The organism is Bacteroidota bacterium (genome assembly GCA_013696965.1).
Lineage (GTDB): Bacteria > Bacteroidota > Bacteroidia > JACCXN01 > JACCXN01 > JACCXN01.
The window spans coordinates 24,273-49,773 of sequence record JACCXN010000019.1; the positions used below are offsets into that span (position 1 = coordinate 24,273).

A 25,501-nucleotide genomic window follows, 5' to 3' on the forward strand; every position below is an offset into this window, starting at 1 on the left:
TTAACTAAAATGCAAGCTGGGTAATTCAATTTAAGCCCTTCATAGTAAAGGCAATTCTTTTTCGCTGTAAATCTACTTCCAATACTTTAACCTTTACATGTTGGTTTAATTTAACCACATCAGCCGGGTTACTAACAAAGGCATCTGCCAGTTGGGAAATATGCACCAGTCCATCCTGTTTTACTCCAACATCTACAAAGGCGCCAAAATTGGTTATATTGGTAACAATTCCAGGTAATTCCATTCCGGGCACAAGTTGTTCCACCTTATATATATCCTTGGCAAACTGGAAAATTTTAATGATTGTTCTGGGATCGAGTCCCGGTTTTTCAAGTTCTGCCAAAATATCCAGAAGCGTTGGCATACCTGTTTTTTCACTTATATATTTTGAAGGATCAATTTTTTCTCTTAATTCGGTTTTTTGAATTAAATCAACAACAGTACATTTTAAATCCCTGGCCATTTTTTCGGCAATAAAGTAACTCTCAGGATGTACGGAGGTATTATCAAGGGGGTTAACTGCGCCTCGAATACGCATAAAACCTGCACTTTGTTCAAATGCTTTATCTCCCAGCCTGGGAACTTTTTTTAAATCTTGTCGGGAAGTAAAAGCACCGTTTTCATTTCTGTAATCAATTATGTTTTGAGCAAGTTTTTCTCCAAGGCCAGAAACATAGGTTAAAAGATGTTTGCTTGCAGTATTAAGATTAACCCCAACTTTATTTACGCAATTTTCGATAACGCTATCCAGGTTAAGCTGTAGTTTTTCCTGGTTCACATCATGCTGATATTGGCCTACACCTATAGCCTTAGGTTCAATTTTCACCAACTCTGCCAAAGGATCCATTAACCTTCTTCCAATTGAAACTGCTCCTCTTACAGTAACATCAAATTGAGGAAACTCCTCTCTGGCAACAGGAGAGGCTGAATATACAGATGCTCCTGCTTCATTCACTATAAAAACCTGGACTTTCCGGTTAAATTTCAGCTTTTGAATAAAACTTTCAGTTTCTCTGCCTGCTGTTCCATTTCCAATAGAAATAGCATCAATATTATAGGTGTCAACTAAATTGTAAATTTTTGCGACTGCTTGTTTTAATTGCTCTTGTGGCTTGTGGGGGAAAATTGTTTCATTATGAAGCAAACTTCCCTGTTCATCCAAACACACAACTTTACATCCACTGCGAAAGCCAGGATCAATAGCTAAAATGCGTTTTTGCCCCAATGGTGGGGCAAGCAGCAGTTGCCTGAGGTTATCGGCAAAAACTTTTATTGCTTCATCATCTGCTTTTTCCTTTGAGGAATTCCTGAATTCTGTTTCAATGGAAGGCTGTAAAAGACGGTTGTAGGACTGCTTTACGGCTTTTTCAACCATTACCGATGATTCATTGTTTGCCTTTACAAACAAACGATATAACCCAGAAAGTGCATTTTCCTCGGAAGGTGATATATCTATTTTTAAAAATCCTTCAGTTTCTGCCCTTCTTATTGCCAGCATCCTATGGGAAGGTATCTTGCTTAATTTTTCTTCGTATTTAAAATAATCCTTGTATTTAATAGCGTCTTCATCTTTTCCTTTTACAAGTTTGCTTTTAACAAAAGCTTCTCTTTCGTAAAGTTTTCTGATTAATCCTCTAGCCTGTAAGTTTTCATTTACCCACTCTGCAATGATGTCTTTTGCACCCTGAATGGCATCTTCAATGGAAGTTACATCCTTATTCAAAAATTGCAAGGCTCGTTTTTCAGGATCATTTTCCTGTTGTGCCATTAGTATTTTGGCCAGGGGTTCCAATCCTTTTTCACGCGCTGCATCCGCCTTTGTTTTTCGCTTTTGTTTATAGGGAAGATAAATGTCTTCGAGTTCAGAAATATCCCAGGATTCTTGAATTTTCTTTTCCAACTCCTCGCTTAGTTTTCCCTGCTCACGAATACTATGAAGAATACTCTCCCTGCGCTTTTCCAGTTCCAAAAGTTTCACCAATCCCTCTTTGATGGCTAAAATTTGAACCTCATCAAGGCCTCCTGTTGCTTCTTTTCTGTATCTGGCAATAAAGGGAACTGTGCCACCCAAGTCTATTAGGTCGGCTGTACTTGAAATTTTAAAAGCAGGAAGGTTTAAAGTGCGTGCTAAAAAATCTATATGTTTTTTATTCATTTTTTTTCTATTCAACCAAAATAATTTGACCTTGAGTTTCCACTTTAGCGCCTGGTCTTAGTTTGGCCCGTTTACGGTTTTCTAATTCACCATTCACCCTAACAAGGCCATCTTCCACCATTGCTTTAGCCTCTGCCCCACTTAATGCAATACCAGTGGCTTTAAGCAGGCCAATTAACTCTATGTATTCAGTTGTTATTTTAAACTTTATCATTCTGATTCCAATAATATATTCTCAATTGTGTCCATCTTTTTTTCTGAAAATCGTCCTGAAGTTGCATAAACGATTTTCCCTTGCCTGTCCAGGATGAAAAAATATCCTGTATCCTTATCATCAAATTCAAGAGCCTTTTTGTATGTTTTCAACTCCCCCTTGTAAAACAACACATGTGGATGGAATTCCTTATCAGTATCCTCCTGCATTTTCTTTTTGCCCTTTCCTGCAACTGCAACATTGGTTCCTGTGAACATAGGAATAAAATACAAATTAACATCAATTTCCATATCCATTAAACCTGTTTTTGCAATGAATTTATTATATGCAGGATTTAACCAGGTTTTTAAATCACTCTCTGCATCCCGGGAATAAGCCATTCCAATCAAAGTGTATTTTCCTTTTGAATCTTCAGGGATTGTAACATTTTTATCCGACAATGATTCTCCCGTTATAGAAGGAAATGTTTTACCAATAAGATTTGATTGTGCATAAATTGCAAGTGCAATTAAATTAAAAGTGAATATTAAGATCAGCTTTCTCATAAGATTAAATATTTTTTAATAAATACTATTGCAAAGTTCGTATTATTTATAAAAAAAAGACAAGATTTTTTTATATGTATATAATTTGTTTTTTTTGGATGGCAATTTCATATGTAGATAATTTGTTTTTAAAAGGTCATATGGAATACGCCATGTTATATTCATTAGTGTTTGCGCACGTTTGGTGCATGGCTATTTCATATGTATATAATTTATTCGTTTTTAATTTTTCCTTTAAGGAACTCAAGAATGCTAAAGCATTTGTTTTTTAAGGTCATCCCGATTTATCGGGATAGCCATGTTATATTCATTAACGTTTGTGAACGGTTCGTGCATGGCTATTTCATATGTATGGATTTTATTCGTTTTTTTTATTCCTAAATGAACTCATGAATGCTAAAGCATTTGATTATTAAAGGTCATCCCAATTTACCGGGACGCCACGGGTAAATAGTATTTTAATAGCCACAAATGTAATTAAGCTTTAAAATAAAAGAAATCTTTATGGTATTATATTTAGTGTTAATGCTTCATTATTTTTAGTTTTGCTGATTATCCCTTAATTATTTACTATTTTAATAAAATCATGAACATCAAAATAAAATTATTCCTATTTACTTTAACAGTAATTTTTTCAGCTAATGTGGTAGCACAGGAGAAGATGAGATCATATAGTGTTGATAAGGAACTCACTCCAAGAGAGCATAATATTGATATGAAGCATATGCGCCTAGAGGTTGAGTTTGAGCCACAAATAGGCCTTGTTAAAGGCAAGGTAACTCATTTTTTTCAACCCATACAGTCCCAGGTTGATTCAATATTTCTTGATGCCCCGGGAATAACAATTAAAGAGGCAAATTTAAATGGCAAAGCTGTTACTTTTAAAATGAATCCCCAGGGAATTACCATTTATCCCAAACAACCATTAAAATGGGGCACAAATGACAGCCTAACCCTTGTTTATGAAGCTTATCCCCGCAAGGGAATTTATTTTATTGGTTGGAACGATCCGAATAATTTAAGTCGTAAACAAATTTGGACTCAGGGTCAGGGAATCGATAACAGACATTGGATACCTTGTTACGATGAATCAAACGATAAACTTACCACGGAGATAATTGTGAATTTCAATGCCAGGTATAAGGTATTATCAAACGGGATAAAATTAGGGGAGAAAGATAATGGCAATGGCAATAAAACATGGCATTACAAAATGTCAAATCCTCATGCTACTTACCTGATTATGCTAGGAATTGGTGAATATGCTATTAAACAAAAACAATCTGAATCAGGTGTTCCAATGAATTTTTGGTATTATCCTGAATGGGAAGATCGGTTTGAGCATGCATATAAGTATAGTGAGCAGATGATGGACTTTTTTGAAAAAGAAATAGGTATCCCTTATCCATGGGAATCCTATTCACAAATTCCCGTTCAGGATTTTATGTATGGAGCAATGGAGAATACTACAGCTACTTTGTTTGGCGATTTTAGTTTTGTGGATTCCCGTTCCTATTTAGATAAAAATTACGTTGGCACAAATGCTCATGAACTTGCTCACCAGTGGTTTGGTGATATGATAACCGCCAGAACTTCCTCTCATCTATGGCTTCAGGAGAGCTTCGCTACCCATTACAACATGATGTTTGAGCGAGTAGTTTTTGGCCAGGATCATTTTGACTGGAAAAGAAGAAATTCAGAAAACTCTGCCCTTGCTGCATCAAAAAAGGATAAATTACCCATTGCCCACAGTGAGGCAGGTACTTCAAGATGGTATCCAAAAGGAGCTGTAGTGCTGGAAATGCTTAAATACGTAACAAGCCGTGAATCCTTTAACAAATCAATTAAACATTATCTTGAAAAACATGCCTACAAAAATGTGGACTCAAATGATTTGCTAATTGCCTTTCATGAAACCCTTGGCTTGTCCCTTGACTGGTTCTGGGATCAATGGATTTATAAAGGAGGAGAACCAAATTACTCTGTTTCATTCAGGGAAATTAAATTAGCTGCTGGTGAGGCTTTTTCTGAATTTGATATAACTCAAATACATGAAACAAATGATAAGACAGGTTTATTTAAAATGCCCTTTGTATTTGAAGTGCATTATTTAGATGGTTCAAAAGACAGCCAGAGAATTTGGATTGAGAAACAGCAACACACAATTAGAATAGGAAATCCCAAAAACAAAAAAGTTGCTTTTGCCTTGTTTGACCCAAATAACCAAGTAATAAAACAGGTGTCTTTTCAAAAAACAACAGAAATGCTGAAAATTCAGGCCCTAAAAGCTCCCTTTATGCTTGATAGGTATGATGCCGTTGTGGCCTTAAGGAAAATTTCTGTGGACCAAAAAATTGACTTATACAATCAAATTTTTAAGACTGAGAAATTCCATGCAGTTAAGTCCGAAATAATTTCACAAATTATTAATGCTGATGATAAAACAAGTACTGGTTTAATTATAGCAGCATTAAAGGATAGGGATGCAGAGGTAAGGCAAAGTGTAATTCAGAATACTACTAAATTACCTCTTGTATTATTAAAGGATTATGAACAGCTACTGATGGATTCTTCCTATGATATCCAAGCTCTTGCTTTAGAAAAACTATGCGAACAATTTGTTGATAAAAAGGCCGGATATCTTAAATTAACCGAAGGTTCTTTTGGAACAAGAGGCTTAAATGTTAAAGTTAAATGGCTGGAAATTTCAGCTCCATTGAATAAAAAGCACTTGGATGAATTAGTTTCATTGACTTCAAATTCTTATGAATTTATTACAAGATCAAATGCCATGGCAGCTTTAAAAAGGTTAAACCATTTTGATTCAGTTTTAATGGAAAATCTTTTTGAGGCTTCTTTTTCACCGAACAGGAAGTTAAGCGGGGCTGCATTAGAATGTTTAAAACATTTTTGCAATCAGTCAGTTTGTAAGAATATGGTTGCAGTTTATATTGAACAAAATAAATGGGAAGATCACCGAAAGGATATAGCAAATGGGATTTTGAATTAAACTGAAGAAAATATTTTTTTTATTTTTGCAAATCTTAGCAATGAATTGAGGTCTGAGAAACCTCCTTGTATTTTTTTAAATGATTTTAATCAACATTTTTTAATACTTTTTTAACACATATATTCGGAAGATATACTTCTACTAACCTTTTATATTTAAAATGAAAAAAACAGCATTATACGATAAACATGTGGCTCTTGGAGCTAAAATGGTTCCTTTTGCAGGATATGAAATGCCAGTTCAGTATTCAGGTGTTATTGATGAACATTTAACTGTGCGCCAAGCCATTGGTGTATTTGATGTTTCACATATGGGAGAGTTTATATTAAAAGGGGATAATGCACTTGATCTTATTCAAAGGGTTACCAGCAATGATGCTTCCATGCTTGTTGATGGTAAAATTCAATACTCCTGCCTGCCAAATGATAAAGGTGGAATTGTGGATGATTTATTAGTTTATAGGATAGAAGCCAATACTTATATGTTGGTTGTAAATGCTTCAAACATTGAAAAAGATTGGAATTGGATTAAAAAACACAACACAGCGAATGTAGAAATGAAAGATATTTCTGAAGAAACATCCTTGCTTGCTGTTCAGGGTCCTCTTGCTGCACAGGCGCTTCAAGGCCTTACCGATTTGGATTTGAAAAACATGGCTTATTATACTTTTGCAAAAGGTAGATTTGCCGGTGTTGATAACGTTTTGATTTCTGCAACCGGATATACAGGGGCCGGAGGTTTTGAAATTTATGTAAAAAATGAGGATGCACCCAAAATTTGGGATGCTGTAATGGAAGCTGGAAAAAAATATGGTATTAAACCAGCAGGGCTTGCATCAAGAGACACTTTAAGACTTGAAATGGGATTTTGCCTTTACGGCAATGATATTGATGATAACACCTCCCCAATAGAAGCAGGTTTGGGGTGGATAACTAAATTTACAAAATCCTTTACTAAAAGTGAGGATTTTTTAAATCAGAAAAATACCGGTGTGGCTCAAAAACTAATAGGTTTTGAAATGGTAGATAGAGGCATTCCGCGTCATGATTATGAAATTATTGATGTAACTGGTAAAACAATAGGAAAAGTAACCTCCGGAACTCAATCCCCCTCACTCAGTAAAGCAATCGGAATGGGTTATGTGGAATCCTCGTTTGCTAAACCAAATACTGAAATATTTATTAAAATCAGGGACAAAGCAATTAAAGCCACAGTTGTTAAATTGCCTTTTTTTAAGAATTAACCTTTAATATTAATTATAGTGACAACAAAGCATTCGTTAGAAGTTTGTTTTTCCCCTGTTTCCTATCCCTTGTTTAAAAATGATAAGGCAATAGTTGTTGTTATTGACGTTTTTAGAGCAACATCAGCCATTTGCACTGCACTTTTTCATCAAGCCGCTTCAATTATTCCGGTTGCAACAGTGGAGGAAGCACAAGCATATAAATCAAAAGGATTTATAGCTGCCGCAGAACGGCACGGTGAAGTTGTACCTGGATTTGAACTCGGAAATTCACCTTTCAGTTATATGAATGAGGAAATAGTGGGTAAAACAATAGTTCTAACAACAACAAATGGTACCCAAGCAATTGAGGTTTCAAAGGATGCATACAAAGTGGTAATCGGATCTTTTCTTAACCTTTCTGTTTTAGCCCAGTGGTTGATTAAACAGGATCGTGATGTAGTTTTGTTGTGTGCCGGATGGAAAAACAAGTTTAATCTTGAAGATACTTTGTTTGCAGGGGCTGTGGCAGAAAAATTATTTTTATCAGGAAATTATTCCAATGCTTGTGATACAACCCAAGCCGCATTGCATCTTTATACTTCAGGTAAAAATAATCTGTTTAAATTTCTTGAATATTCATCGCACCGTAAAAGGCTTGAAAAACTCAACCTGGAAAAAGATATCATGTATTGTTTAGAACTGGACATTGCCCCCGTTATTCCCATACTTAAAGGCAAGGAAATCGTTAAATTGCAACCTGTTTTTGAAAATATATAATTGAAATTATAGAATTAATAGGCGGGTATTTTAGCTGTTGGGTTAAAAAAAGATCCACATAGAAGAGTAAACATAATTTGAATAATACACCTGTTTTTATGAAAAAGAAGCTGTTCTATGTTTTTTCCTTAGCATTTATGCTGTTTTTTTTAAGTTATGGTGTGCTTTATTCCTGGGGTTTTTTTGCTCATAAACGCATCAACAGGATAGCAGTTTTTACCCTTCCTCCAAATATGATTGGTTTTTATAAACACCATATTGAATTTGTTACCGAACATGCAGTTGACCCTGATAAAAGAAGGTATGCAGTTGAAGGTGAAGCAGAAAGGCACTTTATTGATGTGGACAGATATTATAAATATGGTGACAATCCTTTTGAGGTTATTCCCAGGAAATGGAAAGATGCAGTTGCTAAATTCTCAGAAGATACACTAAGGGCAAACGGTATTGTTCCCTGGCACATTGATGTTATGGTAAGAAGACTTACTGATGCTTTCAGGGAGGAAAATGTAAATAAGATTTTAAGAACTTCAGCGGATCTTGGCCATTATATTGGAGATGCCCATGTTCCTTTGCATACCACTGAAAATTACAATGGCCAGTTAACCAATCAAAAAGGGATTCATGGTTTTTGGGAATCAAGACTTCCTGAACTTTATTCTGATAATTACGATTTTTTCGTTGGCAAGGCAAATTATATTGAGGATCCATTGGAAACAGCATGGAATATAGTAAAGGCAAGTTTTGCAGCCAAAGATTCTGTTTTATTGTTTGAAGCAGAATTAAATGAAACATTTCCTACGGATAAAAAATATAGCTTTGAAAACAGAGGGGCAACACTTATGAAAGTATATTCTGCAGAATATTCAAAGGCTTATGATCAAAAGTTAAATGGTATGGTAGAAAGACGTATGCGGCAAACCATTATTATGGTTGGAAGTTATTGGTACACTGCATGGGTAAATGCAGGACAACCAGATTTAAAACGTTTACTTGACAAGGAAACTACCGATCAGTTAAAAAAACAAATTGCAGAGGAGGAAGAAATGTGGAAGACAGGCAAGGTGAAAACTACGAAAGAACACGAATAAAAGGATGAATTTATTATTTTACATCTGCCTGCTTTATTTTACTCTTTTATTTGGGAAATGCAATGAGGTTATTGAAGTGGCCTATACTAAGGTTAATTCAGGCCCTCGTTTCGAAAAAGCAAAAGAAATGGGTGCCCTTGAAAACCCTGAAATAAATGAGGCATCGGGAATGGTAGTTAGCAGGAGTAATCCTGATTTAATATGGGTACACAATGATAGTGGTGATAAATCAAGACTTTTTTTGATTGATTTTTATGGCAGGCATAAAGGCGTTTTCAATATAAAAAAAACTGAAAATAGAGATTGGGAAGATATTGCAATAGGACCAGGCCCTGAGAAGGGAGTAAATTATATTTATGTTGCCGATATAGGTGATAACAACGATTTAATAGAGATAAAACAGATTTATCGTTTCCCTGAACCGGATCTTAATATGCATAATTATTTCCCTATTAAATCAAATGTGCGTGATGCTCAAATAATTTCTTTTCGTTTTCCTGATGGTAATAAAGATGCTGAAACAATTTTTGTTGACCCCAATTCTGCTGATATTTTTATTGTTTCTAAAAAAGAGGCGGCTGTTAATGTCTATTTGGCCTCTTATCCACAATCCTTATCAGAGGTTATAACCTTGGAACATGTTACAACAATAGACATACAGCAAGCTGTAGCTGGTGATATATCGGTAGATGGCAATGAAATACTCATAAAAACCTATACAGATATTTATTATTGGCAAAGAAAAGAGAAGGAAACAATTCAAAAGGCCCTTAAGAGAACTCCACGAAGATTGCCTTATTTTGTTGAACCACAAGGAGAGGCAATAGCTTGGAAGGTTGATGCCTCAGGCTATTTCACACTAAGTGAAAAAGTAGGAGATGAAATACCAAAGTTGTATTTTTATGAAAGGATTAAAAAATAGAAGATCTTTTGCTTAAAAAATTACTAGGGCTAAAATCAAGAATTAATTTCTAATAAGATTCATTCAATTCATTTACCTCAAGGTTGTATTTTTTGGCATAAAGACTTACCTCTTTTTCGAAATTGATATAATACTCATTTTCCCTGTCATAAATAGTTGTAAGTATTTCCTCTATTTTATCTGATACCTCTTGTGATAATTCATTTTCTGATTCTATTAATTGAATAATCCGGCTATAATCTTTTTCGGCAACTGTGGTATAGAAGTTCATGATTTCGAGCAATGAATTTTTGAATGTTTCATTGCCGTCAAAAGCAGGCCTCTCACTTATTTTTTTTCTTGTTTCCAGGGTTATAGAAATAAGTTCAGCATACAATGCCTTTATTTTTTCATTATCAGCAACAAAAAGAGCTTCCTCGAAATCGAGCATTTTTGTAATTACCGGATCAATTGATGTTGCCAAAAAATCATTGTACTCAATTGCATCTTCTTTATTAACTACAGCATTTTCTTTAACGGATTCATTACAGGAAATTATAGTGAAGCAAAAAAGAAAAGCAGAGAGAATGATTAGTTTTTTCATTTTTTTAATATTTGGTTTGATGTGTTTACAAAACTAAATTAACCTTTAATTCAGAAAAATGTATAGATTAAACAAAAAAAGACGGTTTATTCCATGAATGCCTGCCATAAAATAATGCTTCTGTCATCTCCGGTAGTTATAAGTTTCCCTGTTTCTTTTTCCCACATTAATCGGTTTACAGAATTTAAATGCCCCTTACTGCTTTTATTATCAAGTCGTTTAATTAAATCGAAACTCTCAGCATTCCATATTTTAACCGTCTTATCCCGACTGGCTGTTGCCATAAGTTTTTTATCCGGGCTAAATCCAATACTGTATATGGCATAATTGTGGGCTGGAATGGTTTGTACCAATTCGTAATCCTGTTTAATATCCCAAATGTTAACAATGGCATCCCTACCACCGCTTATTAATAAATTTTTATCAGGATGAAAACATATAGCATTAGAAGATAAATTATGAGCAGTAATTGTATTTTCCTGTTTAAATGTAAGGGTGTTAAAAATTCGAACGGAGCCATCACCACAGGCAACAGCCAATAGAGATTCATCGAGATTTAAATTAAGCTGCCTTGCTTTTTCTGGACAAAGTTTAATTTGTACAGTATAATAATCATCCATGCTAACAATAGCAATTGAACCGTCAGAGGAGGCAGTATAAAAGCAGTTGTTTTTTTTGGAATATTTAATGTCAAAAACAGAGGCTTTATGCAGTTGCAAAAGTTTTATTTCTTTTTTTTGAATATAATCTACTATATGAACTCCCCCTATACCATTTCCAATTAAAAGAATTTTCTTTTCCCTGATAAATTCAACAGAATAAACGGCAGTTTCAATTTTTACTGCAATTTTTGCCTTTTCTGTATTTTCCATATCCCATTCTGCTACTACACCATCACTGCTGCCGGAAAAGAAAATATTAGAGGTTGGACCCTCACAAAGTCCATATACAGAACTAGAGTGACCAGTTAATTGTGCCAGTTTTTGAATTGAAAATCCCATTCCCCTTTTCCTGTTTTATACAAAGTTAATTATTGCAAATTTATTCATTTATTTAATTACTGATTTCCACGATTAATATTGTTTAAATAAATTCAAAGAATCCTCTAACAAAAATCCTTTGCGACTTTGGGTTATATAAACTTTGCGCTCTTTGCGTGAATATTTTTTTATAATTTTTTCATTCCTTTCCGTAAATATTTTTCACTCCTTGCAGCTTTAAGCAAAAATTCTTTGCGACTTTGCGTAAATTTAACCTTTGCGCTCTTTGCGTGAATATTTTTTTTATAATTTTTTCATTCCTTTCCGTAAATATTTTTCACTCCTTCCAGCTTTAAGAAAAAACCCTTTGCTACTTTGCGTAATTATAACCTTTGCGCACTTTGCGTGAATATTTTTTCATTCCCTCCCCTAATTATTTTTCACTCCCTGCAAACTCCATGTAAAAACCCTTTGCGACTTTGCGTAAATTTTAACCTTTGCGCTCTTTGCGTGAATATTAAATTTTCTCATTCTCTGTGTACCTGGAATTCTAATTTACCGCCACTTTGTCAGTTTTTTTCCTTGGCACAAGTTTTGGAAATCAGCAGCGTTATATAAATAGTGTAAATTTTAAAAAGAAAATACAATGCAACAAGGTAAAATTAATGTACATACAGAAAACATCTTCCCAATAATTAAGAAGTTTTTATATTCTGACCATGAAATTTTTCTAAGGGAATTGATCTCCAATGCGGTAGATGCATCCCAGAAGTTAAAATCATTAGGTTCAATGGGCGAATTTAAGGACGAAGTAGGGGATCTTTTGATAGAAGTTAAAGTTGATAAAGAAGCAAAAACAATCACAATTGCAGATAATGGAGTTGGAATGACAAAAGCGGAAATTGATAAATACATCAATGAAATAGCTTTTTCAGGTGCAGAGGAATTTGTGCAAAAATACAAAGAGAAAAATGAAGCAAACCTTATAGGTCATTTTGGACTTGGGTTTTATTCCGCTTTCATGGTTTCTTCGAAAGTTATTATAAACACAAAAACTTTCAAAAAAGGCCCCGAAACAAAAGCTGTACAATGGGAATGCGATGGCTCCCCTGAATATACAATTACTGATTCCACCCGTAAAACAAGAGGTACAGAAATTACCCTGCATATTGCAGAAGACTCTGAGGAATTTCTGGAAGAAGAGAGAATTAGAACCATTTTGAATAAATACTGTAAATTCCTTCCTGTTGAAATTAAATTTCAAGACAAGGTAATTAACAATACCAAACCAGCATGGACCAAGAAACCAGCAGATTTAAGTGATGAGGATTATAAAAATTTTTATAAAGAATTATATCCCTTCTCTGAAGACCCTCTTTTTCATATCCATCTGAATGTTGATTTCCCTTTTAATCTTACAGGAATATTGTATTTTCCTAAATTGAAAAACAATTTTGAAGTACAAAAAAACAAAATTCAGTTGTACTCCAACCAGGTATTTGTGACTGATTCAGTAGAAGGTATAGTACCTGACTTTTTAACCCTTTTGCATGGAGTTTTAGATTCTCCTGATATTCCTTTGAATGTTTCAAGAAGCTATTTGCAGAGCGATTCCAATGTAAAAAAAATCAGTTCACATATAACAAAAAAAGTTGCTGATAAATTGGAAGATCTTTTCAAGAACAACAGGGCAGATTTCGAACAAAAATGGGATGATATCAGACTGTTCATTGAATATGGAATGTTGTCCGATGAAAAGTTTTTTGAGCGCGCAATCAAATTCTCTTTATTGAAAAATTCAGAAGGGAAATATTTTTCTTTTGAAGAATATAAGGAAAAAATTAAAACCATCCAGACAGATAAAAATGAGAATCTGGTATATCTATATTCCAGTAATGTTTCTGATCAGCATTCATTTATTGAAACCGCAAGAGAAAAAGGTTATGATGTATTGCTTATGGATACTCCTTTATCAAGCCATATTGCTGGGAAATTGGAACAGCACCTGGAAAAATCATCTTTCGCCAGAGTTGATGCCGATATTATTGACAACATAATTAAAAAAGAAGACAATCTTGTTTCAAAACTTACGGAGGAAGAAAAAGAAAAATTAAAACCAGTTATTGAATCACAGCTTCCAAAAGAGAAATTTATGGTTCAGTTTGAGAATTTAAGTGAAAAGGATCATCCTATGATTATCACTCAACCTGAATTTATGAGAAGAATGAAGGATATGTCGGCTGTTGGTGGCGGTGGTAGTGGTATGTTTGGAGGAATGATGCCTGAGATGTTTAACCTTGTGGTAAATGCTAATCATCCTTTGATTTCACGAATTTTGAATGAAAAAAACGAAGAAACCCAAAAGAAACTTAGCAAGCAAGTTACTGATCTTGCACTTTTATCACAAAATATGTTAAAAGGTGAGGATTTAACAAATTTTGTAAGAAGAAGCGTTGAATTAATTGATTAACAATTCGTTTTTTTTTGACATGAATACTCATGGGCATATCTCAAATTATAGGAGGTATGCCCATTTTTATATTAATGGATAAAACCTAAAATTTGAAAATAAGAATTTCTTGCATTTTTTTTTATTAAACACCTTAATTTTCTCTTAACTCATTAATTAATTCTAATTTTGATCAATTAAATATTTCTTTTACCACTCAAGTAAAATTACAGGCTCAGAATGAAAAAAATATTAATAATTGGTGCAGGCCGTTCGGCATCTTCACTGATTGATTACATCCTTAAAAACAGTATTAGCGAAAACTGGCAGTTGATTGTTGCAGACATATCCCTGGAGCTTGCACAGGCTAAAGTGAAAAATCATAGTAGAGGAATTGCTCTTGAATTTGATATTTTTAATAATGATCAACGGGAGAAAGAAATACAAGAGGCAGATATTATTATTTCTATGCTACCGGCCCATATGCATATTTCTGTTGCAAAAGACTGCATAAGATTTAAAAAAAACATGGTAACTGCATCCTATGTTTCTGAGGAAATGAAAGCATTGGATAGTGCAGCAAATCAAGCCGGAGTTCTGTTATTGAATGAAATAGGTGTTGACCCGGGCATTGATCATATGTCTGCCATGAAAATTGTTGATGAAATAAGAGACAAGGGTGGAAAAGTTATTTCTTTTGAATCTTTTACAGGCGGCCTGCTTGCTCCTGAAGCAGAAAAGGAAAATCCCTGGAAATATAAATTCAGTTGGAACCCGCGCAATGTTGTTTTAGCCGGGCAGGGAGTAGTAAAGTTTATTCAAGAAAACAAGTACAAATACATTCCTTACACAAAAATATTCCGAAGAACCGAGATAGTAGAAATTGAAGGTTACGGAAAATTTGAAGGTTATGCTAACAGGGACTCCTTAAAATATAGAGAAGTATACGGGCTAGAGGATGTGAAAACTATTTACAGGGGAACTTTCAGACGTCCGGGTTTCTGTAGGGCCTGGGATATTTTTGTTCAATTAGGTGCAACAGATGATTCTTATACCATAGGAAATTCGGAACATATGACCTACAGGGAATTCATTAATTCATTTCTTGCATTTCATGAAAGTGATTCAGTGGAGTTAAAACTAATGCATTATATGAAACTTGATCAGGATGATGTTGAAGTACTCAATAAGCTTGAATGGCTTGATATTTATAAAGATATTAAAATCGGGCTTAAAAATGCAACCCCTGCTCAAATTTTGCAGCAAATACTCGAACGAAAATGGACACTTCAACCCGAGGATAAGGATATGATTGTTATGTGGCATAAGTTCATTTATGAATTAAACGGACAGGATAAATTTGTAGAATCCTCAATGGTTGTTACAGGAGAAGATAAAGTAAATACTGCTATGTCTAAAACCGTAGGCTTGCCAATTGCCATTGCAACAAAAATGATCTTAAACGGTACCATAAAACTCACAGGAGTGCAAATACCAGTTACAAAGCAAATTTACCTCCCAGTATTAAAAGAATTGGAAGAATATGGGGTTAATTTCAATGAAAAATACTTTTAAGTTTAGCTCAATGAATTAAGCTGAAGGTTAAGAACTAAAAATTCAGGTAATAATCCTTGGTAAGCGAAATGTATTTATTGGTATAATGATGCCTTTGTTCATTTTCAATAATCAATTCTTGCTTCTCCAGATTTTCAACTTTTAGCTTAGAAAATTCAATCAGTAATCGCTTTGCAATTTTATTTGGTTTTGGAATTACCGTACACTGGCGTTTAATATAAAATCCCTTTGCAGTTGCCATGGTTATAAGAGAATCGGCATCAATTATTGGGATTATTAGTGATAATCTTCCAACGGGGTTCAATAAATTAAATGCAGAATCAATTAAATCATTAAAAGGTAAAAGGGAACTATGACGGGCATTGGCACGTGCTTCATTTTCTGGTTTTAAGGCATTGTGAAAAAAGGGAGGGTTGCAAACGATGAGATCATATTTATTTGGTAAAAATTCGGATTGTTTTTGTAGTGAAGTATGAAAAACTTCTATTCTTTCTTTCCACTTACTTTCCTGGATGTTATTAGCAGCCTGTTTAACTGCCGATTCATCAATATCAATGGCATCTATTTGAGCAATACATTTTTGTGCCAGCATTAATGCAATTAATCCTGTTCCACAACCTGCATCAAGTATGTTAAATGTGTTTTCAACATCAGTCCATGCACCCAGTAAAACTCCATCTGTACCTACCTTCATGGCACATGCGTGCTGTTTTACTGAAAATTGCTTAAAATGAAATGTGCTTTCTGCCATTGGATTATAACCCTTTACTTTAGTTTATAGTGTAAAAATAAAAAACCCTTCTGGTTCTGAAAGTTTTTTTCCATTATCTAAAGGATTCAAAATATTTTAAAATCTAATATAACAACCGAAAAGTTACCCCGGAGACTTAAATTCAGCGCCTGTTTTTTGATTACAAGATCCCGGCATTTGTAAAAGTTTAAATGCTTCAGTGCTGATGAAAAAAATGGGGGACTGAGATTTAAGGAAAGGAAAAATTAAACTTTTTTAATTTTTCATCAGAATTGCTCTTAGCCTGATTTTAGTGTTTTGGTCAGATACCCCGCCATCAGCTTTGTGAACATTTTTGCTTAAAATTGATATTAAGTTTTCGCTATCCGAATTTTCATTCCTCACTATTTTTCCTTAAATTAAGGTTATAGCTTTTTTATAAATGAGGGTAGTCTTCACTTTTTTAGCGGCAATATTTTATGTCCATATTTCCGGCCAGGAAATAGAACTTCAGTTGTAAAAATTCCGCTGTTGGTACAGGAAAAGCCAAAATCAGCCCCCAATACTGGCCGAAGGAGAAGTTGGCCATTATTATAAAAGCCTGTAAAATCAGTTTTTTCATCTTATTAATTTTTTACTCCACCACCAGTTTTTCTCTCCATACCTCATTTCCGCATTTAACATTCAGAAAGTAAATGCCCTTGCCTAAATGGCTGATGTCAATTTTGATATTACTGCCTCTCTGATGCTTGCGTTCCATTACTTTTCTACCTGAAATATCAAAAAGCTCAATAGAAATTGGTTCTGAAGTAATATTTGTTTTTATGGTTACAATGCCTTTTGCCGGATTTGGAAATATGGCAAACCCTCCTGAAAGTATTTCTTTAACCGCTAAGCCGGCATCTTCTGTTTCACAAACTTCAATGAAAACCATACTTGTGTCTCTGGTATTCTGATTTTCTGCGATCAGCAAAACCTTTTTTCTGCCTTCTTCTGAAAAATATACTTTTTGGTTTGCCTCAGTTGAGCTAGCCGGCAAACCGCCCTCAAATTCCCAGTGCAGAGAAGTATAGTTGAGGCTTTGGCTGGAGAATTGGATTTCATTGCAGCTTTCTAAAGTGTCGGATACGTAGGCAGCATAGGGATAATATTGGTTTGCTTTGGCTATAAAAATGCCCTTTTTGTCATTTGAAAATGTAAATGGCCCAAATGTGGCTTTTTGATAGAAACTTCCATAGAAGTAAAGGTTATTATTGCCATCAGCTCGAATCCTGTATCCATCTACATAATGATTTCCTGTAATATAATAAGTGTCTAATATATCTCCCTCCTGGTTGAATTTCAGGCCGAGGTAAACTGGCGTTAAACTATAATCCAAGCCCTGGCCAATCGCATTCAAATTTCCATCCTTATCAATGCTAACATCTTTAAGTCCACCTATGCAATTTATACCAGAGAGGTATTCAAGTTTTCTTTCTTTTGAAAACCTATAAAGCCCGAAACCTGATGGTATAAATATAGTTCCATCTTTAGTAACTACTGGTAGTCCAAATGGTGCCCTAAAAGGAGTTCCAAAATCATAAAGCCATACCGGCTCTAAATCAGCATTAAATTCAGCCATAAAGTATATTCCATAATATCCGGGGCATTCTAACTTAAATCCATTACCTAAGGATAATTCACCATACCTATCACCTTCTGGCTCAACAAATTCTCCGACACATCCGCCCATGATATACACATGCCCTGATGAATCCGTTGAAATTGACCATCCTGTCCCTCCCATTCCAGATTGGTAAACCTGCAGCAAATTCCCATCGGTAGAAATTTTTAAAATATACAATCCATCTTTTGAAAAGGAATGGTTTTCAAAGCTTGCTCCTTCATGTGCATGGCCAGTTATCCAGATATTTAAATCTTTATCTACATGGGCTTTACTCATTCTTATCAATTTTTGGCCTGAAAAGGTTTTATTCCATTTTACTTCGCCATTATTATCAATTTTTGATAAAATCCACTCTTTGCCATCATTTTTATTGGTAGTCATGTACAAGTTACCATTTGGGCAAATGCTAAAATCCCCACCAATCCCATCTAACTTCTTTTTCCACAATTCTTCGCCCTGAGTTGAAAATTTAAATAATTCCGCATCTTTATTATTTGTGTAAGGTTGAATAAAAATATTCCCTTCATCATCAACATCCATTGAATAAGAATATTCATTAAATTCCAACTCCTTTGCCCACTCCCAATACTGGCCGAAGGAGAAGTTACAGATGATCGTAAAAGCCAGAAATATGGTATATTTCATTTTTTCATTTATAAATTCACTTAATAATCAGCTACTTTATTTCACCATCAGTTTTGCCTTGGCCACCTTTTCTCCGGAATTAATTTTCAATAAATAAATGCCTCGTGAAAAAGCATTGATATCTATTGTTATTTCCTCCCCTGAAGAAAATTTATTTTCAAATACTTTTCTGCCCGAGTATTCAAATATTTCTATGTTAACTGAGCCTGATTTATCTTCAAGCAGAATGGTAAATCTATCTCCTGCAGGGTTCGGAAATATTGAGATGTTTAATGTTGACAATTCTTCAATTCCAGTTATCTCACCTATTTTTACTGTATTTGATTTTAAAGCACAGCCGACAGTGTCCATTACCGCTGTAAAATAGCTGCCATTGCCGCTTAAAGAAAGAAAGTAACCTGTTTCATCTTCCAAAGGATTATTATTTTTAAACCATTGGTTGCCGTAGGTTTTGCTGGAGTATAAAGTACTGTCCTCTACAGTAATATTAGGAGGATTTTGATAAGTGCAGTTACATAATGTAGAATCTTCAAGGATTAATTGTGTTAAGTCAATATTGATAATTGAATCTTTAATTTCACCATTAGTTGGATTAGCAAAACCTGGATTTGTTCTGGTAATAATCTCCTTCTCCCGGGTATTAACCATTTTAATGCTACAACCGGTATTCCCGTTTTCATCGGTTTTTATTAAGTAAGCTTTAGCTCGAGGATGATGCATTTCAAATGCGCCTCCTATAATAATGCTGCCATCCTTTAATTCATTTACCGTATAAGCTCTTTCAAAACCTTTTCCACCAAATGTTTTGCTCCAAAGAAAATTGCCCTCACTGTCCGTTTTTATTAAATAGGCATTTTCATTAGTCAAAAAATCATTAGTAAACCCGCTAATCAGAAAACCTCCATCCTTTGCAATTTTTAAATCCAGAATTTCATCATTGTTTGCGGTACCGAATGATTTGACCCATATTATTTCCCCGTTTCTATCTGTTTTTAATAAATAAATATCGTTTGGACTTGTGCCTAGAACAGGTTTAGTTACACCAGAAGAAATGAAATTTCCATCTTGTGTCATTCTTACTTTTGATATATGAAATGAAGGACCCAGATTCTCATACATCTTCATCCATTTTACATTGCCCTCCAAATCTATCATTAATAAGAAATTTTTAATATCTCTGGTCTTAAAACCAGAAATAATATAACCATCATTTCCAGCTTTCTCAATGGAATTTAAAGTAGTAAACCGGCTAAGATTTATAAATTTATGCCAAATGATTTTACCTTTTTTATCTACTTCTAAAATAAACTGATTCAGTGAAACAGATCCAATGATTATATAACCATTTGGGCTTTCTGCTATATCTGATATAAAAACCCAGGAATCACTTCCTTTTCTGAATAATTGCCTGGAAAATGAGATTTTCCCATTCTTAATACCAATGATGCGATTATATTGAGCTATTATAAATTCTGAATTACTTGTTAATAATGCCTTGCTTATCTGGCCAATACCTGGTATTGTAATTTTATTTTTTATTTCCAGCTTCTCATTTAACTCGAGAATAAAATTAAAACTATTATGCGTTCCTTGTGGAGCGAAACTGCCCAAAGCAAAAAATGTATTGTCATTTTTAGGAATGATTTCATTTATTATGGCAAAAGAATTTTCATTAAAAAAGAGCTTTTCAAATCCCTTTGCTTCTGCCGGAGGATTTTGAGAAAAAAGATTTAAATCAAAATAAAAAGGCTCTGAAAGAATACCACAATTGTTTTTATCTGTGTATTTCGCATGATAATTTCCGGTTTCTGGAGGTAATAAAGAACTTTCTTTTTCATTTGGAATTAAACTTCCTTCGAAGCACCAGGAATTCCCGGTAGGAGTAGAGGAAATTAAATAATTACCATCTCTTAATACTTCTGGTTTTTCTGGTAATGGATGAAGAAGTATCTCTTTCTCGAAAGTTTCTGAATGGGAGTTTTTATTTACCTTTAAACTTACCTTCTTTAATCCGGGAGCAGGAAATTCAACTACAGGATTAGTTTCTGTTGAACTTGAAGGAATGCCTCCTTCAAAATTCCATTCTAATGTCTGATAATTTAAACTTCTGTTAAAAAAACGGATTTTATGTGCCTGACAAACAGCGGAGGTGTCATACAGGAATTCCGGATGAGGATATTGACTATTTGCTTTGGCTAAATACAAGTGTCCATTATTACTATTAAGTTTTGTGTTTCCAAAATTCAATTCCCCTGAAAAGCTACCAAAGAAATAGACAATGCCATTCTTATCTGTTGCTATTTTATAGCCATAAATGTCTGTAGTTTTTGCAGAGACATAAAAAGTGTCTAACATTGCACCGTTTGGTGCCAGCCTTGAAGCAAAATGAGTATTTAAATTGTTGTCAGTACCCCGGCCTGAAAGGTAAATATATCCATCAGGCCCTATATCTAAGTCATAACAACTTCCTCTCCCCAGGCTTGCCCACCAAACTTCTTCTTTTTCTGGTGAAAGTTTTTGAATGCTAAAAGAACTTGCGGAAGCAAGAAAAATGCTGCCATCTTTTGCCACACGGAAAAAACTATAACTCGGCCTGAAGTTGGTGCCGAAATTTTTAATCCAAATGGGTTCTAAATCAGTGTTAAATTCTAATAAAAAATAATTGCCATAAGGTTCAAAGCAGGTTTGGCTAAAATCGCTGTTTAATCTAAAAGTTTTAAAACACCCTCCCATCACATAAGCCTTTCCTTGTCCATCTACTTCAATACTCCAACCCTCACCTCCTTCCTCAGACTGGAAAGTTTTTAAAACCTTGCCTTCAGGAGAAATTTTGGCAGCAAATAATCCGTTATTGTTAAATGTGATATTACCTAATTTTGTTCCGGCATTTGTTTTTCCTGTTATCCAGATGTTTTGGTCATAATCGATATATGGAGAGGACATAGATAAATTCGCAGTATCCTCTATAAATAAATTCCACTGTATAATTCCAATGGCATTAATCTTTGTTAATTTACAAGTATCCTGCCTGGAAGTTGTAACGTATAAATTTCCCGAAATATCAGCTTTTGCAACTCCCCCTAACTGGTTATAATTTTTATGCCACAATAGGCTTCCTGCGGCTGAGTATTTATGAATATGTAAATTGTTGTTATGATTGAAATTATAACTGCTTATATAAATATTTCCAAAAGTATCTATATCCAACTGCCTGGGATGGCCGGTTATTTCCAGCTCCTTTGCCCATTCCCAATACTGTCCGAAGGAACAGTTGGCAATGACCATAAAAGCCAGGAATACTAATTTTTGTAATAAAATTTTCATTTTACCTCATTTAATAAAAAAAGGTAAAAACAAGCCTGAAGCCAAAACAGGTATCTTGAAGAATACTGGTGGTTTAAGTGTTTGAAAATTAAAAGATGAGGATATAAATGCTCACAAATTTTGATTTTTCCACAGTTGAAGAACTTCTTCCATCTCTCCCCAATTTTTCTTAACTTAAAGCTTTGCCAACAAAAATATTAGCATGAAGGCTGCTTTCACCATCATATTATCAATAGGAGTAATGTTTTCTGTTTTGGCTCAAAAGCCACAGCCGGCACTTTCGCAGACCCAGGAATTTGCAATAGCAAAGCCGGCAGTTTACTTCACCGAAAACAAAGGCCAGATCCACGATGGGCATTACAACCCACGCCCCGATGTACTTGCAATGGGCATTAGTCCGCAACAGCAATTAAGCATTACAGCCAAAGGCATTTCACATCAGTTGAAAAGGCTGCATTGGAAAACAAAAGAAGATAAGGATTCCCTTTTTCCCCCTAATAAATTAATGTCCGAAAAAGAAGTGGAAAAAACCGAGTTTTACCGGGTGGATATGCATTGGATAGGTGCAAACGAAAAACCGGAAATAGAAAAAAACAAAGAACTCCCCGGTTATATTAATTACTACAATGTAACTTATGCAGAAGATGGAATTTTAGAGGTAAGGGATTATGAAGAGGTAATGCTAAAGAAAATTTACCCGGGCATTGATGTGCGTTACTATGGAACGGGAAACAGTATAGAATACGACTACCTCATTTCACCCGGTGCCGATTACAAACAAATAAAAATAAAAATTACAGGAACACAAGCAAAGCTCGACAAAGAAGGCAACCTACTTTTAGAAACACCTCTTGGAATCATAGCTGAAAGCGCACCTAAAGTATTTCAGGAAGGAAAGGAACTGAAAAGCCGCTGGAAGCAGTTTGGCAAAAACACCTGGGGCTTTGAAATTGAAGCATACAAGCCCGAACTTGCACTCTTGATTGACCCTGTGGTACGAGTTTGGGGAACGTATTACGGTGGCAGTGAATATGATAATGGCCTTTCCTGTGCGGTGGATGGGATCGGCAATGTTTATTTGGCAGGTTTTACATCCTCCGCCAATGCCATTGTCACTGCAGGGGCGCACCAAGCCACGTTTGGAGGTGATTGTGATGCCTTTTTGGTTCAGTTTAACAGCCTGGGCATCCGGCAATGGGGAACCTATTATGGTGGCAGTGGAACTGATTATGGCTGGTTCTGTGCGGTGGATGGCAGCGGCAATGTGTATTTGGCAGGTTGGACATACTCCGACAATGCCATTGCCACCCCGGGGGCGCACCAGGCCACGTTTGGAGGAAAATGGGATGCCTTTCTGGTTCAGTTCAACAGCCTGGGTGTCCGGCAATGGGGAACCTATTACGGTGGCAGTGAATATGATTATGGCTATTCCTGTGTTGTGGATGGAATCGGCAATGTGTATTTGGCAGGTGATACATACTCCCCCAATGCCATCGCCACCCCGGGGGCGCACCAAGTCACGCTTGGAGGTAATCGTGATGCCTTTTTGGTGAAGTTCAACAGCCTGGGCGTCCGGCAATGGGGAACTTATTATGGTGGCATTGGAGATGATTGGGGCTATTCCTGCGCGGTGGATGGCAGCGGCAAAGTGTATTTGGCAGGTGGGACATACTCCGCCAATGCCATCGCCACCCCGGGGGCGCACCAGGACACGCTTGGAGGTTATTATGATGCCTTTCTGGTTCAGTTCAACAGCCTGTGTGTTCGGCAATGGGGAACTTATTATGGAGGGAGTGAAAGTGCATGGGGCTCTTCCTGTGCGGTGGATGGGAGCGGCAATGTGTATTTGGCAGGTAATACATACTCCGATAATGCCATTGCCACCCCGGGGGCGCACCAGGCCACATTAGGAGGTGATTGTGATGCCTTTTTGGCGAAGTTCAACAGCCTGGGCGTCCGGCAATGGGGAACCTATTACGGTGGCAGTGGATGGGATTGGGACTCTTCCTGTGCGGTGGATGGGAGCGGCAATGTGTATTTGGCAGGTGTGACATACTCCGACAATTTCATCGCCACTCCTGGGGCGCACCAGGCCACGTATGGAGGTTATGGTGATGCCTTTCTGGTTCAGTTCAACAGCCAGGGCATCCGGCAATGGGGAACCTATTACGGTGGCAGTGGATATGATATTGGCAGGTCCTGTGCGATGGATGGAATCGGCAATGTGTATTTGGCAGGTTATACAAACTCCGCCAATGCCATCGCCACCATAGGGGCGCACCAGGCCACATTTGGAGTTTATGATGCTTTTTTAGTAAAATTTGTAGATTGTCCTTTCACCAAAGAGCTTACAGAAATTACCTGCAACTCCTTTACCGCACCGGATGGTATAACCTATACCAACAGCGGAATCTATACAACTGAACTTCCTAATCATGAAGCATGTGGCAACCATAGCGTCCTAAGCCTTACCATCAAGCTTACCATCCTTAACTCCACACAATCCAACATCACCCAATCTGCCTGCAATACCTACACCACCCCAGATGGCAAAACCTACACCCAAAGTGGTAAATACACTTCTATCATTCCCAACGCTGCCGGCTGTGATAGCATTATTGAAATTGACCTAAGCATCCATACCGCTGAAGTTTTTGTTGAAACAAAAGACACCACAATTCTACAAGGCACCTCCACTCCACTGAAAGTAAGCGGAGGGGTTTCCTATTCGTGGTACCCAAATATTGGCCTTAGTTGCAGCAATTGCCAAAACCCTTTGGCAGCGCCTGCAAAAACAACAACATATTATCTTATGGCAACTGCTGAAAACGGCTGTTTCACAAGGGATTCCGTTACCGTTTTTGTGGATGAGGATTTACATGTTTACATTCCAAACATCTTCTCTCCCAACGGAGATGGCCAAAATGATGTGCTTTATGTGCGGGGCAAAGGAATTAAAAATGTGCAATTTTTCATCTACAACCGCTGGGGCGAAAAGGTTTTTGAAAGCAACAATTTAAGCCAGGGTTGGGACGGCAGCTATAAAGGCGAAGCAGCGCCTATTGCTGTTTATGTTTTTATGGTGGATGCCATGCTGGAAAGCGGGCAAAGGGTTTTTAAAAAGGGAGATGTTACATTAATTAGGTAACAAGTAGTAGCAAGGATATACTAAATTCAAAATCATTAATTTATTATTGCTTTTTTTGAAAATTATTAAATGCAAACAAAAATTTTCCATCAGTAGTGGGTGCTATCAGCAAATTTGATCTAATTTAAATTGCAAAATAATAAAGCCTTGATTAAAAGAGTTTTTTAATATGAAATAGCCATGCACGAACCGTTCACAAACGCTAATGAATATAACATGGCTATCCCGATAAATCGGGATGACAGTTAAAAAACAAATGCTTTAGCATTCTTGAGTTCCTTAAAGGAAAAATTAAAAACGAATAAATTATATATATATGAAATAGCCATGCACGAACCGTTCACAAACGCTAATGAATATAACCATGGCTATCCCGATAAATCGGGATGACAGTTAAAAAACAAATGCTTTAGCATTCTTGAGTTCCTTAAAGGAAAAATTAAAAACGAATAAATTATATAC

At 35.7% G+C, this 25,501-nt stretch carries 16 protein-coding genes; 8 read left to right on the forward strand and 8 right to left on the reverse strand.

All coding sequences use genetic code 11. The features are described 5' to 3' along the window. Positions 1 to 25: 25 nt before the first annotated feature. From H0V01_03090 to H0V01_03100, 3 genes are read right to left on the reverse strand one after another with little or no spacing between them, the layout of a single operon-like run. On the reverse strand, positions 26 to 2,155 hold the full coding sequence (locus tag H0V01_03090) for an RNA-binding transcriptional accessory protein (GenBank protein ID MBA2582355.1): 2,130 nt from the start codon (positions 2,153 to 2,155) through the stop codon (positions 26 to 28). A gap of 7 nt (positions 2,156 to 2,162) precedes the next feature. Beyond that, positions 2,163 to 2,369, reverse strand: coding sequence for an RNA-binding S4 domain-containing protein (locus H0V01_03095; GenBank protein ID MBA2582356.1), 207 nt, complete (start codon positions 2,367 to 2,369; stop codon positions 2,163 to 2,165). Next, positions 2,366 to 2,914 carry a hypothetical protein gene (locus H0V01_03100; GenBank protein MBA2582357.1) on the reverse strand — a complete coding sequence of 183 codons (549 nt, stop codon included), beginning with the start codon at positions 2,912 to 2,914 and terminating at the stop codon, positions 2,366 to 2,368. The genes H0V01_03095 and H0V01_03100 overlap by 4 nt, the downstream gene beginning before the upstream one ends. Positions 2,915 to 3,500: 586 nt before the next feature. On the opposite strand from H0V01_03100, the gene H0V01_03105 reads away from it, so the two are divergent. The 5 genes from H0V01_03105 (at position 3,501) to H0V01_03125 (ending at position 9,939) form a co-directional block, all read left to right on the forward strand. After that, entirely contained in the window at positions 3,501 to 5,924 is a 2,424-nt protein-coding gene (locus tag H0V01_03105; protein ID MBA2582358.1) for a M1 family metallopeptidase, read from the forward strand. 160 nt (positions 5,925 to 6,084) lie between these two features. Next, entirely contained in the window at positions 6,085 to 7,167 is a 1,083-nt protein-coding gene (gene gcvT, locus H0V01_03110; protein ID MBA2582359.1) for a glycine cleavage system aminomethyltransferase GcvT, read from the forward strand. Positions 7,168 to 7,185: 18 nt separating this feature from the next. After that, positions 7,186 to 7,926, forward strand: coding sequence for a 2-phosphosulfolactate phosphatase (locus tag H0V01_03115; protein ID MBA2582360.1), 741 nt, complete (start codon positions 7,186 to 7,188; stop codon positions 7,924 to 7,926). Positions 7,927 to 8,024: 98 nt separating this feature from the next. Beyond that, positions 8,025 to 9,017 carry a S1/P1 Nuclease gene (locus tag H0V01_03120; GenBank protein ID MBA2582361.1) on the forward strand — a complete coding sequence of 331 codons (993 nt, stop codon included), beginning with the start codon at positions 8,025 to 8,027 and terminating at the stop codon, positions 9,015 to 9,017. A gap of 4 nt (positions 9,018 to 9,021) precedes the next feature. Beyond that, on the forward strand, positions 9,022 to 9,939 hold the full coding sequence (locus H0V01_03125; protein ID MBA2582362.1) for a hypothetical protein: 918 nt from the start codon (positions 9,022 to 9,024) through the stop codon (positions 9,937 to 9,939). A 49-nt stretch (positions 9,940 to 9,988) separates the two neighbouring features. Here the strand turns inward: H0V01_03125 and H0V01_03130 are convergent, their stop codons facing one another. Both H0V01_03130 and H0V01_03135 read right to left on the reverse strand, forming a co-directional pair. Further along, positions 9,989 to 10,522, reverse strand: a complete 534-nt coding sequence (locus H0V01_03130; protein ID MBA2582363.1) for a hypothetical protein — start codon at positions 10,520 to 10,522, stop codon at positions 9,989 to 9,991. Positions 10,523 to 10,608: 86 nt separating this feature from the next. Continuing rightward, on the reverse strand, positions 10,609 to 11,523 hold the full coding sequence (locus H0V01_03135) for a WD40 repeat domain-containing protein (GenBank protein ID MBA2582364.1): 915 nt from the start codon (positions 11,521 to 11,523) through the stop codon (positions 10,609 to 10,611). 625 nt (positions 11,524 to 12,148) lie between these two features. On the opposite strand from H0V01_03135, the gene htpG reads away from it, so the two are divergent. Together htpG and H0V01_03145 are read left to right on the forward strand one after the other, a co-directional pair. Then, positions 12,149 to 13,972, forward strand: a complete 1,824-nt coding sequence (gene htpG, locus H0V01_03140; protein ID MBA2582365.1) for a molecular chaperone HtpG — start codon at positions 12,149 to 12,151, stop codon at positions 13,970 to 13,972. A gap of 219 nt (positions 13,973 to 14,191) precedes the next feature. Further along, positions 14,192 to 15,526 (forward strand): saccharopine dehydrogenase NADP-binding domain-containing protein, encoded by a 1,335-nt coding sequence (locus H0V01_03145; GenBank protein ID MBA2582366.1) that lies wholly within the window; start codon positions 14,192 to 14,194, stop codon positions 15,524 to 15,526. A 34-nt stretch (positions 15,527 to 15,560) separates the two neighbouring features. Here the strand turns inward: H0V01_03145 and H0V01_03150 are convergent, their stop codons facing one another. From H0V01_03150 to H0V01_03160, 3 genes are all read right to left on the reverse strand, one after another. After that, entirely contained in the window at positions 15,561 to 16,277 is a 717-nt protein-coding gene (locus H0V01_03150) for a methyltransferase (protein MBA2582367.1), read from the reverse strand. 613 nt (positions 16,278 to 16,890) lie between these two features. After that, positions 16,891 to 18,567, reverse strand: a complete 1,677-nt coding sequence (locus tag H0V01_03155; protein ID MBA2582368.1) for a T9SS type A sorting domain-containing protein — start codon at positions 18,565 to 18,567, stop codon at positions 16,891 to 16,893. 36 nt (positions 18,568 to 18,603) lie between these two features. Then, positions 18,604 to 21,891: a T9SS type A sorting domain-containing protein gene (locus H0V01_03160; GenBank protein MBA2582369.1), complete on the reverse strand. Its 3,288-nt coding sequence runs from the start codon at positions 21,889 to 21,891 to the stop codon at positions 18,604 to 18,606. Between the two features lie 202 nt (positions 21,892 to 22,093). Here H0V01_03160 and H0V01_03165 point away from each other — a divergent pair, with 202 nt between their 5' ends. After that, a complete protein-coding gene (locus tag H0V01_03165) occupies positions 22,094 to 25,039 on the forward strand; it encodes an SBBP repeat-containing protein (protein MBA2582370.1) in 2,946 nt (981 codons plus the stop codon). The last annotated feature ends 462 nt before the right edge of the window (positions 25,040 to 25,501 follow it).